Annotated in this window: 13 protein-coding genes; 6 read left to right on the top strand and 7 right to left on the bottom strand. The window is 53.6% G+C overall.

Annotation, left to right across the window (positions count from 1 at the left end):
* Complete coding sequence (minC, locus tag I6G83_RS19910; protein WP_015672597.1) at positions 1-702, bottom strand: septum site-determining protein MinC; 702 nt, start codon at positions 700-702, stop codon at positions 1-3.
* Between the two features lie 136 nt (positions 703-838).
* Between minC and I6G83_RS19905 the strand changes: the two genes are divergently transcribed.
* The 4 genes from I6G83_RS19905 to I6G83_RS19890 all read left to right on the top strand — a co-directional run bounded on the left by I6G83_RS19905 (position 839) and on the right by I6G83_RS19890 (position 3,629).
* Complete coding sequence (locus tag I6G83_RS19905) at positions 839-1,108, top strand: YcgL domain-containing protein (RefSeq protein WP_054304774.1); 270 nt, start codon at positions 839-841, stop codon at positions 1,106-1,108.
* 59 nt (positions 1,109-1,167) lie between these two features.
* Positions 1,168-2,253, top strand: coding sequence for a lytic murein transglycosylase (locus I6G83_RS19900; protein WP_054304773.1), 1,086 nt, complete (start codon positions 1,168-1,170; stop codon positions 2,251-2,253).
* Positions 2,254-2,350: 97 nt separating this feature from the next.
* On the top strand, positions 2,351-3,007 hold the full coding sequence (locus I6G83_RS19895; RefSeq protein WP_015672594.1) for a fumarylacetoacetate hydrolase family protein: 657 nt from the start codon (positions 2,351-2,353) through the stop codon (positions 3,005-3,007).
* Between the two features lie 175 nt (positions 3,008-3,182).
* Positions 3,183-3,629: a YcgN family cysteine cluster protein gene (locus I6G83_RS19890; RefSeq protein ID WP_054304772.1), complete on the top strand. Its 447-nt coding sequence runs from the start codon at positions 3,183-3,185 to the stop codon at positions 3,627-3,629.
* A 237-nt stretch (positions 3,630-3,866) separates the two neighbouring features.
* Here the strand turns inward: I6G83_RS19890 and I6G83_RS19885 are convergent, their stop codons facing one another.
* Positions 3,867-4,019 carry a hypothetical protein gene (locus I6G83_RS19885; RefSeq protein ID WP_156484013.1) on the bottom strand — a complete coding sequence of 51 codons (153 nt, stop codon included), beginning with the start codon at positions 4,017-4,019 and terminating at the stop codon, positions 3,867-3,869.
* Between the two features lie 303 nt (positions 4,020-4,322).
* On the opposite strand from I6G83_RS19885, the gene I6G83_RS19880 reads away from it, so the two are divergent.
* Positions 4,323-4,460 carry a hypothetical protein gene (locus I6G83_RS19880; RefSeq protein WP_015672592.1) on the top strand — a complete coding sequence of 46 codons (138 nt, stop codon included), beginning with the start codon at positions 4,323-4,325 and terminating at the stop codon, positions 4,458-4,460.
* 111 nt (positions 4,461-4,571) lie between these two features.
* Here the strand turns inward: I6G83_RS19880 and I6G83_RS19875 are convergent, their stop codons facing one another.
* From I6G83_RS19875 to nhaB, 4 genes are all read right to left on the bottom strand, one after another.
* A complete protein-coding gene (locus I6G83_RS19875; protein WP_232238927.1) occupies positions 4,572-5,357 on the bottom strand; it encodes a radical SAM/SPASM domain-containing protein in 786 nt (261 codons plus the stop codon).
* Between the two features lie 239 nt (positions 5,358-5,596).
* Positions 5,597-6,781, bottom strand: a complete 1,185-nt coding sequence (locus I6G83_RS19870; RefSeq protein WP_054304771.1) for an O-antigen ligase family protein — start codon at positions 6,779-6,781, stop codon at positions 5,597-5,599.
* Positions 6,782-7,223: 442 nt separating this feature from the next.
* Positions 7,224-7,742 (bottom strand): disulfide bond formation protein DsbB, encoded by a 519-nt coding sequence (gene dsbB, locus I6G83_RS19865; RefSeq protein WP_054304770.1) that lies wholly within the window; start codon positions 7,740-7,742, stop codon positions 7,224-7,226.
* Positions 7,743-7,868: 126 nt separating this feature from the next.
* On the bottom strand, positions 7,869-9,440 hold the full coding sequence (gene nhaB, locus I6G83_RS19860; RefSeq protein ID WP_054304769.1) for a sodium/proton antiporter NhaB: 1,572 nt from the start codon (positions 9,438-9,440) through the stop codon (positions 7,869-7,871).
* A 239-nt stretch (positions 9,441-9,679) separates the two neighbouring features.
* Here nhaB and fadR point away from each other — a divergent pair, with 239 nt between their 5' ends.
* Complete coding sequence (gene fadR / locus I6G83_RS19855; protein ID WP_054304768.1) at positions 9,680-10,399, top strand: fatty acid metabolism transcriptional regulator FadR; 720 nt, start codon at positions 9,680-9,682, stop codon at positions 10,397-10,399.
* A gap of 59 nt (positions 10,400-10,458) precedes the next feature.
* Here the strand turns inward: fadR and I6G83_RS19850 are convergent, their stop codons facing one another.
* The gene (locus I6G83_RS19850) at positions 10,459-11,994 is read right to left on the bottom strand and encodes a SpoVR family protein (protein ID WP_015672586.1); all 1,536 of its coding nucleotides are present in this window, start codon (positions 11,992-11,994) and stop codon (positions 10,459-10,461) included.
* Positions 11,995-12,120: the final 126 nt, after the last annotated feature.

Genomic DNA, 12,120 nt, shown 5'->3' with positions numbered 1-12,120 from the left:
TCAATTTAAAGGTTGTATGGTTAAAGCGTTATCCAACAGGCTGAGTCGTACTGCCTGCCCGAACGAATCGGACGGGATCTGGTCGCTCAACCAGTACTGCCCTGCGATAGAGACTAGCTCAGCGGCCAGATGGGTGCAAAAAATCTGACATGAGGCATCGCCCGATGCGCCAGCCAGCGCACGACCGCGCATCATGCCGTAGATGTGAATATTGCCGTCGGCAATCACTTCTGCACCGGCGCTGACGCTGCTGGTCACGATTAAATCGCAGTTGCGGGCATAAATCTGTTGGCCGGAACGGACAGGCGTACTGATGACGCGTGTTTTGGCGGGCGCGTTGTCGGCTGCCGGCTCGGGAGTCGGCGCCGGCGCTTCGGCGGCGGCCACCTTGTGGCCTTTGCCTTCACTCAGCAACGGCAGACCGGCACGGGCAACCGCCCGTTTTTGCCGTTCGTCTTTGCAACCGCTGATGCCAACTACCCGCAGACCTGCCGCTGCGACCGCCTGTTGGAGTTCTTTCCAGTTTGCGTCGCCGTTAAGCGCTGCAATGTTGATAACAACAGGGGCGTTTTTCAAAAAAGCGGGAGCTTGTTCCACTTTTTCTTGCAACGCCTCGCGAATTACCCCGGGTTCTGAATTATGCAAATGAACAACCGATAGGGTAAAACTGCTGCCTTTTAGCTCAATTGGCGATTGTGACATCTATCCTGACTCAGTTTCAGCAACTTTAAATCCCCGGAATTCCACTCGGGGTGCGATATTCCGATGTACTAGAAGCATGTTATAGTCAGAGTTATATCCAGGCAAGACACTGTCCCAATTAAATAGAGTTAAAAATATGCTTTGTGTGATCTATAGAAGTTCAAAACGCGATCAAACTTATCTTTATGTCGAAAAAAAAGACGACTTCTCGCGCGTGCCGGAGGATTTGCTGAAAAGTTTTGGCGTCCCGCAGTTCGCCATGTCGCTTAATCTGGACGAACGGAAAAGATTAGCCAATGCGAATATTGATAAGGTGAGAGAAGCCCTGAAAGAAGAGGGGTTTTATCTGCAGGTACCGCCGCCGGTAGAAAATTTATTGAGCCAGCATTTGAGCGGCGGAAAATAATTGTCGTTCGCCCCGCGGGCTGAGCGGGGCGGAATTGAATTGCAGAAAAGGACACCGCGATGAGATTGTCGACCACGGCGTTGACGCTGACTACCTTGATACTGGCCGGCTGCGCCAGCCACCACAATCCGGCGCAGGCGGCGTCTGCAGCCGCGCCGTCCGAGTCGGAACGGCTGCTGAAGCCCGCCGTCGCAACCCCTCAGGCGCCGGCCGCCAATACGCTGGCCGCAACCGGCCGCGATCCGGCCCAGTTTCCCGCCTATGTAGAGCAGCTCAGGAGCGAGGCGCTGGCGCAGGGACTGAGCCAGCAAACGGTCGACGGCGCTTTCGCCAATGTTCATTTTGTCGATCGGGTGATCAAATCCGATCGTAATCAGCTGGAAAAGAAAATCACCCTGGATGTTTACCTGCAGCGTGTGCTGTCGGCCAGTAAAACGCGGCAGGGGCGCGAGATGATGCGCAAGTATCAGCCGCAGCTGGCGCGGGCGACGGCGCGCTACGGCGTACCGGAGCGCTATATTGTGGCGCTGTGGGCGATGGAAAGCCATTTCGGCAAGATTCAGGGTAAGGAAGACGTGGTGTCCGCGTTAGCGACGCTGGCGTTTGAGGGGCGCAGAGAGGCGTTCTTCCGCAAGCAGCTGCTGGCGGCGTTGCAAATTATCGAACAAGGGCATGTGACGGCCGGGCAGCTAAAAGGCTCGTGGGCGGGCGCGATGGGGCAAAGCCAGTTTATGCCCAGCTCTTTCCTGACCTATGGTGCGGACGGCGATGGCGATGGACGGATTGATATCTGGAACAATGTTGATGACGTTTTCGCCTCAACCGCCAACTACCTGGCGACCGAAGGCTGGCAGGCGGGCAGCAGCTGGGGACGCGAAGTCAAACTGCCGGCAGGCTTCAGCGCCGGCGATCTGGGGCTGAAGACCCGCGGCCGCACGGTTAATCAGTGGGCGGCAATGGGCGTTACGCAGCCTGACGGCGCCGCGCTGCCGGATGCGACGCTGCGCAGCTGGGTGATCACGCCGGACGATGCGCAGGGGCGCGCGTTCCTGGTGTATGATAACTTCCGTACCATTATGCACTGGAACCGTTCATATTATTTTGCCATCAGCGTGGGTATGATGGCGGATGCCGTTGGGCAATAAGCCGCAGCGGCGGGCCGTCAGCGATACGGCGCTAACGTCACGACAACGGGCCTGGCCTGCGGGCCGAGCCCCTACATGATTTGTAGGGAGAAACGGAATGTATCAACATCGAGACTGGCAGGGGGCCTTACTGGATTTCCCGGTAAGCAAAGTGGTGTGCGTAGGCAGTAATTATGCTGACCATATTAAGGAGATGGGCAGCGCCAAGTCCGCCGAGCCGGTGCTGTTTATCAAACCTGAAACTGCACTGTGTGATATCCGCCAGCCGGTGGCGATCCCCAAAGATCTTGGCGCGGTGCATCATGAAGTTGAGCTGGCGGTACTGATCGGCACGCCGCTGAAGCAGGCGAATGAAGATCGCGTGGCGCGGGCGATCGCCGGTTATGGCATTGCGCTGGATCTGACGCTGCGTGACCTGCAGGCAGGGTTCAAGAAGGCCGGTCAGCCTTGGGAAAAGGCCAAAGGCTTCGACGGTTCTTGTCCTATCTCCGGCTTTATTCCAGTCGCCGAATTTGGCGATGCGCAAAATGCCGAGCTGACGCTGAACGTCAACGGCGAGATCCGCCAGCAGGGCAATACGCGCGATATGATCACGCCGATCCTGCCGCTGATCGCCTATATGAGCCGTTTCTTCACCTTGCGCGCCGGCGACATCATTTTGACCGGCACGCCTCAGGGCGTCGGGCCGATGGCCTCGGGCGATATGCTGAGCCTCTCCTTAAATGACAAAACGCTGACCACGCGCGTGATTTGATTCCGTCGGCCGCCGTGTAAAAACGGCGGCAATGCTTGCATCTGCCGGCTAAAATGTCTATATAGTGCCCCTCGCAGTCTGTATGCAGGCTAAAATTCATTTACTTATCCTTAATGTCGAGCGCGCAGCCCGTCGGGCTTGCCGAGAGCATTAAGGGGATATACCGGATTTCAACATGTCACAACGTCCTTTTTGGCAGAGCAAAACGCTGGCGGAAATGTCAGAAGAAGAGTGGGAATCGCTGTGCGACGGTTGTGGGCAGTGCTGTCTGAATAAACTGATCGACGAAGATACCGACGAAATCTACTTTACCAACGTTGCCTGCAACCAGCTGAATATTAAATCCTGCCAGTGCCGCAATTATGAGCGTCGCTTCGAACTGGAAGAAGACTGCATCAAACTGACGCGGGAAAACCTGGTGACGTTTGACTGGTTGCCGCCTACCTGCGCCTATCGCCTGATCGGCGAAGGCAAGCCGCTGTACCCCTGGCATCCGCTGATCAGCGGCTCCAAGGCGGCGATGCACGGTGAGCGCATTACCGTCCGCCATATTGCCGTGCGTGAAAGCGAAGTGGTGGATTGGCAGGACCATATCCTCAATAAGCCGGACTGGGCGCGCTGATTGCATTGAAAGAGGGCGGGAAATATGGGCGGCAGGAATGCCGTTCAGAACCGCCGGTAGCTCATCGCGTTGCCATTAGTGCAACAACTCAAACCAGCCGGATGTCCGTCGGTCTGCGCTAATCTCCCGCTTTTTTCTCACATTCCTCTCGCCGTAACGCAGCGGCTTTTTTGTCGCTTTTATCGCCATGTTCAATGCGCCGGGTGTCAGCGGTATTATCGCCATGCAGCGGCTTTATTAGCGTAGTTTTATCCGCGAACTGTACACCGGCTCTTCGGCAATCACTTCATAACGGCTTCTATTACGCCGCATGACGTCACCCGATTTGGAAAACAGCAGGGTGGTGAGAATGATGCAGACCACCACCAAGGCAATTTCAATTCTGTTCATAGTTTCTGTTGCTGGATAACCAAGAGTTATGTGCTCGTCCGGCCCAGGCGCCAGTTACCCCGTTAAGGCAAGGTGCTTTCCGCCACTCTGGCAGAGCCGATGGCGCAACATACCCGGCTAATCGGCAAGAGTAAACATGTTGTCGCAGCGGCAGGAAATGTGGGGGTCGATGAAAAAATGCACAAACCATTAACCAACCTTATTAATAATGTTTCATTTTATGTGTGGCTATTGATGTGGGGGCCATCATTGCCTAAGTTTGAAAGGCGTACTTAACGAGGGGTGCAATAAGGGGAGTGAAGTATGTCTGATGAAAAACGTCTTAATCTGCTGGAAAAAGTAGCTATTGTGATGTTCGCAGCATTGATTGCCTATTTTGTGCTGACGTTTGGTCTGTCGCTCTCAGGGCTGGATCATTCTTGGCCCTATCCAATGAGATAGATGCTTACGTCTTTACCAGGGAAACATATAATAAATAGGCATATACACTATTACTTGCGCAGTAGATTCACCGCATTACAGGGGGGACCTGCAATACGGTGATGATCTCAGCTAGGTTTCATTCAGCGCGCATTTTCTACACATTGGCAGCGTGAATTTTCCCTGGCGCACTTCTTTGCGCAGCCGGCGAAAATCCTCACTGTGCCAGATCTCCAACAGACTTTGCTCCTTCACATTACCGAAGCTGTGGGTGATATGGTAATCGTTGGTGCAAACCACTTCGCCGGTATAGGTAATAGAAATCTCATCCGACACGTAATGGCAGTGCTTCATTTTCCGCTCTTTTTTGGGTTTAACCGTACCGCCGCGGTTAAATAGCGTCAGCCCGTCGAGCGAACGGATTTTGATCTCCCCATGTTTGACATAGTCGCTGTCTACCATGCTGGTCAGCTTCTTAGGCAAATTCTTGGTGTGTTTGGTAACCAGAAAACCGCTGACGCCGGCCTGCATACATCTGTCGTACAGTTCTTTATCCAACAATAATCCGTTGGTGTGGATAATAATTTCGGCGTTAGGCAGTTTTTTCCGGGCATAGGCCATCAGTTCAGGCAAGCGTTGATCCAGTAATGGCTCGCCAAAAAAGTGGGGGGAAATACGGCCTTTATAATTTATTGCCGACAGGTCATCAATTGCCTTTCTGAAAACCTCCTCCGGCATATAATTAACCCCGCGTCCTCCGTTGAATGACGTCGGGCAGTAGCTGCACTTGAGATTACACTGTGAATTGATTTCAAAATCGAGCGCGGTGAAGATATCTCTGTTTTTATAGCCGTAAGTCAGTACCTTATTAAATGCGTTATACCATCCGCGCAGGGTGGGTTTTACCGGCTCAGGCATATTTTGCGCCATCAGTCGGTAGAATGAATTAAGAACTAGGGGTAGCCGCATAATATTTTCCGCCATTGCTCAAAATTTTAGGTATAGCAGATGAGATGAAGAAATCCAGGCGGCGGATATCTCAAGGGGCAGGAAAGCTTACGGGAAGGAATATTTTTTGTTGGATTGCTTGGCGTTACTTTTTCATTAAGATTTATCCTAAATGAAACATGGGCGCGGTGCGCCCATGTTTCAGCGTACTATGAATCGCCGCGTTTATAGAGCGTGTGGAATTTGGCCGTCATAAACAAAATAGATCCCCCCGACGCGCCGAAGAGCAGCGGGTTAACCGAGCCGGAAAACAGCCACATTGCCAAGAAAATGAGCGGCATCATATACGTGAAGGCGCCGTTGCTCTCTTTGGATACGGCCTTCAGACAGGTGAAGACGATCAGCAACAGCAGGCAGGCGCAGCCAATGATGCCCAAGGACATCAACATGGATAACGTTTGGCTTTCATAGAGATACTTCGTGGTTTCTGAACGCAGGGCGTTCGGAATGTAGTAGCCGATACCATGACCAAAAATAGGCATTTCCATAAAGGAGTTATAGAGCGATCTATTCTGCCATTCACGGTAGGAGTCAGAGACCGAGTTATTCGTGTTATTACCGAACCGCGTTTCGATAACTTTGAACAGCATATCCCCAACTGGCGTGAATATAATAATAAAGGACAGGATAACTGCTGTAATGATGCTGATTTTAAATATTTTAGATGCCTTGGCCTCAATGAGAATGGCAGCAAATACCATGAATAACGTCTCCGCCCAGAAGGCGCGCGACAGTGTCAGGATCATGGAAATCATCAAGAGAACAAAGGTTATCGACGTTTTTAACTTGTTATCTTCGTTATGAATCAGTTCACGGGTAACAAAGTATAAAAAGAACGGCACTGCGGAATCCAGTGGGATCTGCAGACGGGCAAGAACGGTATCTTCAACGCCCAACGACATCATCTGAATATTCCACGTATCACGCAACCAGGAGATAATATCATTAACGCCGATCCCGGCCACCACGGAAAGAACGATAATAAATATCTTGGCTATGGCGACATAAACAAAACAGTACTTTAAGGTACGGTATATCAGCGTTCTGTTTGCTTCGCTGATATCACTGCTGGCGAGAAGGAAGACGGCAACCACAATCGCCAGGAAGATATCCCTGGTCTGGCCAATAATATTGCCGAACTCATTACCCATAATGATGGAGTAAATATCTGCGGCTAACAGAAACAGGATAAAGGGAACCAGCTTTAAAATTGAACGTTGCAACATCTCCTTGCGCGTGAGCATATATAGCGCCATGGTGACAATGATCAATGGGCTTCTCAATGCCATCAGATAGATTGACATCTTGATATAAATTGACTTGCTTATCTTCATATTTCCTTGCCAACCTGAATGTTGATTAACATATTCTTTTTTCGCCGTGAAATTTTCAGATTATCGCTACTCACCGGTGCTGTCTACAGGCGTTGTGAGCGTTTTGGTGCAGGCGAGCGCTGGACGGCCTGAGGCCGTTGACTGCGTATTTACGGAAGCAACCCTGGCATTGTGACTGGGCCTATCATGACAGGGAAAGTTGTTTTTATTCACTTGGTTAACCTATTGACGGTGTGAGCATCGTCGGAGCTCAGGTTGATCATCGTGGTATTCTGGCATTCAACCATCATTGTTTCACGCTTTTTGCTGCAATTTAGAGTTTTCCGACTGATGGATAATGAGTGACGCATAATCAGAAAAATTACGCTAAAACGTGCTGTATTGATACGAAAAAAGGCGCCGTCAGGCGCCTTTCAGATTGATGCCGATGCTTTATTCAGCATCAACCTTGCTGACGTGAACGCACTGCCTGGCTGATCAGCACGATCGCGGCGACCAGCAGATAGGCGGCGAAGATGCCGACCAGCCACTGTGGCATTTCCAGCGTCAGGAACTTCCACTGGCTGACCGAGCAGTCGCCGGAGGCATGAAATACGGCCGGCATCCATTTGTCCAGCGGCAGCCAGGAAGGGAAGTTGACGAAAAAGTCGCAGGTATTGAATGGCGAGGGATGCAGAATCAGCATGGTGTGATCCCATGCCAGTTTCACGCCTTCCCAGGCGCTGTAGATCCACAGCAGAATGGCGGCATAGCGCAGCGGCGTTTTCGGCGCGACAGCGCCCAGCAGCGAGGCGCCCAGGATGCCAAACAGCGCACAGCGCTCATAAATGCACATCACGCAAGGTTGCAGCAGCATAACGTGTTGGAAATAGAGCGCGGTCAGTTCCAGCGCCAGCGCGGTGACGGCCATCAACAGCCATGCGCGGCGTCCTTGTGAGCAGCGCTTAAAGAATCGCAACATATCTTGAGTCTTCCATGCAGTAACCAATTGAACCGGCAGTGTAAACCAATTCAACCGCGTTGCCAGCCATCAGATACCCTTTTCGCGGTAACAAAGTATGGCTGGCAACGGTAACGGCGCGCTGAATCAGTGTTCAACGGCATCCAGCGGCGGCAGTGTGAGCCAGTGCCACTGCGTCAGCAGGTCGGTAACGGGCGCCAGGGTATACTCGACGCACAGCAGCCCGACCAGCGCCAGCACAATGGTGTACGGCAGCGCCATCCACACCATACGGCCATAAGAAAGGCGCACCAGCGGCGCCAGCGCCGAAGTCAGCAGGAACAGAAACGCCGCCTGTCCGTTTGGCGTGGCGACCGACGGCAGGTTGGTGCCGGTGTTGATCGCCACCGCCAGCATTTCAAACTGCTTCAGCGAGATGGCGCCGCTGGTGAGAGCGGCTTTGGCTTCGTTGATATACACCGTGCCGACGAAGACGTTATCGGAAACCGCCGACAGCAGGCCGTTAAACACGTAGAACAGCATCAGCTGCGCCGACGGCTCGGCCTGCAGCACAAATGCGATCACCGGGCTGAACAGATGTTGTTCGATGATCACGGCGACCACGGTGAAAAATACCGTCAGCAGGGCGGTGAACGGCAGGGCTTCCTGGAACGCCTTGCCGATGGCATGTTCGTCGGTCACGCCGCACAGCGAGGTGGCGAGAATAATCACCGACAGGCCAATCAGGCCGACTTCCGCCAGATGCAGGGCCAGCGCGGCGACCAGCCAGATGCCGATCAGCGCCTGCACCACCAGCTTGATTTTTTCCTGACGGTTGCGTTTGGCGCTGGCCTGGCGGTCAAACTCGGTTAACACCTCGCGTACGCGTTCCGGCAGCTGTGCGCCATAGCCGAAGACGCCAAAACGCTCCACCAGCAGGCACACCAGCAGCCCGCAGACAAAGACCGGCAGGGTGACCGGCGCCATGCGCAGGAAGAAATCGATAAACCCCCAGCCGGCGCTTTTGGCGATAATCAGGTTCTGCGGTTCGCCGACCATGGTCATCACGCCGCCGAGCGCGGTGCCGACGCCGGCGTGCATCAGCAGGCTGCGCAGGAAGGCGCGGAACTGTTCCAGCGTCTGTTTACGGTCATCGCCGTCGATGCCGCTGTCGTCGTTGACGTTATGCGCGCCTTCCGGCTGGTTGGAGGCGACGTTATGGTAGATAGAGTAAAACCCGCTGGCGACGCTGATCACCACGGCGACGACCGTCAGGGCGTCAAGAAACGCCGAAAGCACCGCCGCCGCCAGACAGAACGCCAGCGACAGCAGCATCTTGGAGCGGATATTCAGCAACAGCTTGGTAAACACGAACAGCAACAGCTGCTTCATAAAGTAGATGCCGGCCACCATAAAGATCAGCAGCAGCAGCACTTCGAGATTATTGGCGATTTCTTCACCGACGTGCGCCGGGCTGGTCATGCCGATGGCGACCGCCTCCAGCGCCAGCAGGCCGCCGGGTTGCAGCGGGTAGCACTTAAGCGCCATCGCCAGGGTGAAGATAAATTCCGCCACCAGCAGCCAGCCGGCGGCGAAGGGGCTTACCAGGAAAAAGACCAGCGGATTAACCGCCAGAAATATCAGGATGGCTAACTTATACCAGTCAGGGGATTGGCCGAGAAAGTTTTTCACAACGGCGCTGCGTGTTGTCATTTCCATATTATGTCTTGCTACCTTGAATAAAAATTGCTGCTACCCTACCAACGCTGGCGGTAGCGATGCAACCGCGGCAGAAATTTCAACCTAAAATTCATGGGTTTCGCCGTTTTCGGCTGTTTTTTGCCAGCTTATGCACACTTTCGTTTATAGTTTCCCGCTCGTACTATGTCATACCAGCATGATCTGGTATGATCAGCTGACTACTATTAATTATATCGTTGCAACGGAACGTCAAACACATGGTCATTAAGGCACAGAGTCCAGCCGGTTTTGCGGAAGAGTACATTATTGAAAGTATTTGGAATAATCGCTTCCCTCCTGGCTCTATTTTGCCCGCGGAGCGTGAGCTATCTGAACTGATTGGTGTCACGCGCACCACATTACGCGAGGTTTTACAGCGTTTGGCGCGCGATGGCTGGCTGACGATTCAGCACGGCAAGCCGACCAAAGTGAATAACTTTTGGGAAACATCCGGCCTCAACATTCTGGAAACGCTGGCACGCCTCGATCATAACAGCGTCCCGCAGCTGATCGACAACTTATTGTCGGTGCGCACCAATATCGCCTCTATCTTCATCCGTTCAGCGGTGCGTAACCACCCTGAGGAAGCGCAGGCCGTGCTGGCGAAAGCGTCGGAGGTTGAAGATCAGGCCGAGGCGTTCAATACGCTGGATTATGAAATTTTCCGCGGCCTGGCCTTTGTGTCCGGCAACCCGATTTACGGGCTGATCTTCAACGGCCTGAAAGGGCTGTATACCCGCGTTGGCCGCTACTACTTCTCCAACCCGGAAGCGCGCAAGCTGGCGCGTACGTTTTACAGCAAACTGTCGATGCTGTGCCATGAGAAAATGTACGACCAGGTGATGGAGACGGTGCGTAACTATGGCAAGGAGAGCGGCGCGATCTGGCAGAGTATGCAGGGCACCATGCCGAGCGATCTGACCGAAGTGCGCCGTTAACCACAACGTGGCGTAGGCAGATAACTAAAGGGCGCATCTTGCGCCCTTTTTGCTGCGCGTTAAAGCGTACTGGGGCGCGGCGGGCAGCGCTCCAGCAGTTCGACGCTGCCGTCTTCGTTCTGCTGCTCCAGGATTACGTCAAACCCCCACAGCCGGTACACATGCTTCATCACCTCGCGGCGGCTTTTATCCAACGGCGCGCGCTCCTGCGGCACGTAGCGCAGCGTCAGCGAACGGTCGCCGCGCAGATCAACGTTCCACACCTGGATATTGGGTTCGTGGTTGCTCAGGTTGTACTGCGCCGACAGCTCCTGACGTATCGCCCGGTATCCCGCCTCATTATGGATGGCCGAGATTTCCAGGTAGTTGTTGCGGTCGTCGTCCAGCACGGTGAACAGGCGGAAATCGCGCATCAGCTTCGGTGACAGGAACTGGCTGATAAAGCTTTCATCCTTGAAATCGCGCATGGCGAAGTGCAGCGTTTCCAGCCAGTCTTTGCCGGCAAAGTCCGGGAACCAGTAGCGGTCTTCTTCCGTCGGCGACTGACAGATGCGCTTGATATCCTGGAACATGGCGAAGCCCAGCGCATAGGGGTTGATGCCGTTGTAATAGGGGCTGTTATAGGGCGGCTGGTATACCACGTTGGTGTGGCTGTGTAAAAACTCCAGCATAAAGCGTTCGCTGACGCGTCCTTCGTCATACAGATGATTGAGAATGGTGTAATGCCAGAAGGTGGCCCAGCCTTCATTCATCACCTGCGTCTGCTTTTGCGGGTAAAAATACTGGCTGACCTTGCGCACAATGCGCAGGATTTCCCGCTGCCACGGCTCCAGCAGCGGGGCGTTTTTCTCCATAAAGTAGAGAATATTCTCCTGCGGCTCGCTGGGGTAGCGACGCTCTTGCTCCGGCGCGTCTTCGCGCTCGACGCGCGGCAGCGTTTTCCACAGCGAGTTTACCTGGCTTTGCAGATACTCTTCCCGGCTTTTTTGGCGGGCTTTCTCTTCCTGCAGCGAAATCTTTTGCGGACGCTTATAGCGGTCTACGCCGTAGTTCATCAGCGCGTGGCAGGAGTCGAGCAGCTTCTCCACCTCTTCGACGCCGTAGCGTTCTTCACATTCGCTGATGTAATGGCGGGCGAACAGCAGGTAATCGACGATGGAACTGGCGTCGGTCCAGCTGCGAAACAGGTAGTTGTTCTTGAAGAATGAGTTGTGCCCATAGCAGGCATGCGCCATCACCAGCGCCTGCATGGTGATGGTGTTTTCTTCCATCAGGTAGGCGATACACGGGTTGGAATTGATGACGATTTCATAGGCCAGCCCCTGCTGCCCATGCTTGTAGAGCTGTTCGGTCTCGATAAATTTCTTACCGAATGACCAGTGCGTGTAGTTAATCGGCATCCCGACGCTGGAGTAGGCATCCATCATCTGCTCAGAGGTGATGACCTCGATTTGGTGCGGATAGGTATCCAGTTTGTAATGCTTGGCGACGCGGTCAATCTGATCCAGATAGACCTGCAGCAGCTCAAACGTCCAGTCTGGTCCATCGCTCAGACGTTTTTCATCCATAATTTGATCATGTGTTGAAGTTGTCATCAGCGCACCCTCATTGTGTACGGGCCATGCTCATTACGGCGGCCCTTCATCAATCGTAGCTCAAAAAAGAACAGGGCGAGGGGGTTATAAAGTCTAAAAATTCAACGTCCTGTCTGAGTTCGCCGG

This window comes from Serratia rubidaea (genome assembly GCF_016026735.1).
GTDB lineage: Bacteria > Pseudomonadota > Gammaproteobacteria > Enterobacterales > Enterobacteriaceae > Serratia_B > Serratia_B rubidaea.
The sequence above is the reverse complement of the archived record's forward strand: the minus strand, read 5'-3'. Positions and strand labels throughout refer to the sequence as shown.

What these genes read in the sequence shown, in the direction of transcription:
- minC (WP_015672597.1), bottom strand. Translation starts at nt 702, where the DNA reads ATGTCACAATCGCCAATTGAGCTAAAAGGCAGCAGTTTTACCCTATCG.
- I6G83_RS19905 (WP_054304774.1), top strand. Translation starts at nt 839, where the DNA reads ATGCTTTGTGTGATCTATAGAAGTTCAAAACGCGATCAAACTTATCTT.
- I6G83_RS19900 (WP_054304773.1), top strand. Translation starts at nt 1,168, where the DNA reads ATGAGATTGTCGACCACGGCGTTGACGCTGACTACCTTGATACTGGCC.
- I6G83_RS19895 (WP_015672594.1), top strand. Translation starts at nt 2,351, where the DNA reads ATGTATCAACATCGAGACTGGCAGGGGGCCTTACTGGATTTCCCGGTA.
- I6G83_RS19890 (WP_054304772.1), top strand. Translation starts at nt 3,183, where the DNA reads ATGTCACAACGTCCTTTTTGGCAGAGCAAAACGCTGGCGGAAATGTCA.
- I6G83_RS19885 (WP_156484013.1), bottom strand. Translation starts at nt 4,019, where the DNA reads ATGAACAGAATTGAAATTGCCTTGGTGGTGGTCTGCATCATTCTCACC.
- I6G83_RS19880 (WP_015672592.1), top strand. Translation starts at nt 4,323, where the DNA reads ATGTCTGATGAAAAACGTCTTAATCTGCTGGAAAAAGTAGCTATTGTG.
- I6G83_RS19875 (WP_232238927.1), bottom strand. Translation starts at nt 5,357, where the DNA reads ATGCCTGAGCCGGTAAAACCCACCCTGCGCGGATGGTATAACGCATTT.
- I6G83_RS19870 (WP_054304771.1), bottom strand. Translation starts at nt 6,781, where the DNA reads ATGAAGATAAGCAAGTCAATTTATATCAAGATGTCAATCTATCTGATG.
- dsbB (WP_054304770.1), bottom strand. Translation starts at nt 7,742, where the DNA reads ATGTTGCGATTCTTTAAGCGCTGCTCACAAGGACGCCGCGCATGGCTG.
- nhaB (WP_054304769.1), bottom strand. Translation starts at nt 9,440, where the DNA reads ATGGAAATGACAACACGCAGCGCCGTTGTGAAAAACTTTCTCGGCCAA.
- fadR (WP_054304768.1), top strand. Translation starts at nt 9,680, where the DNA reads ATGGTCATTAAGGCACAGAGTCCAGCCGGTTTTGCGGAAGAGTACATT.
- I6G83_RS19850 (WP_015672586.1), bottom strand. Translation starts at nt 11,994, where the DNA reads ATGACAACTTCAACACATGATCAAATTATGGATGAAAAACGTCTGAGC.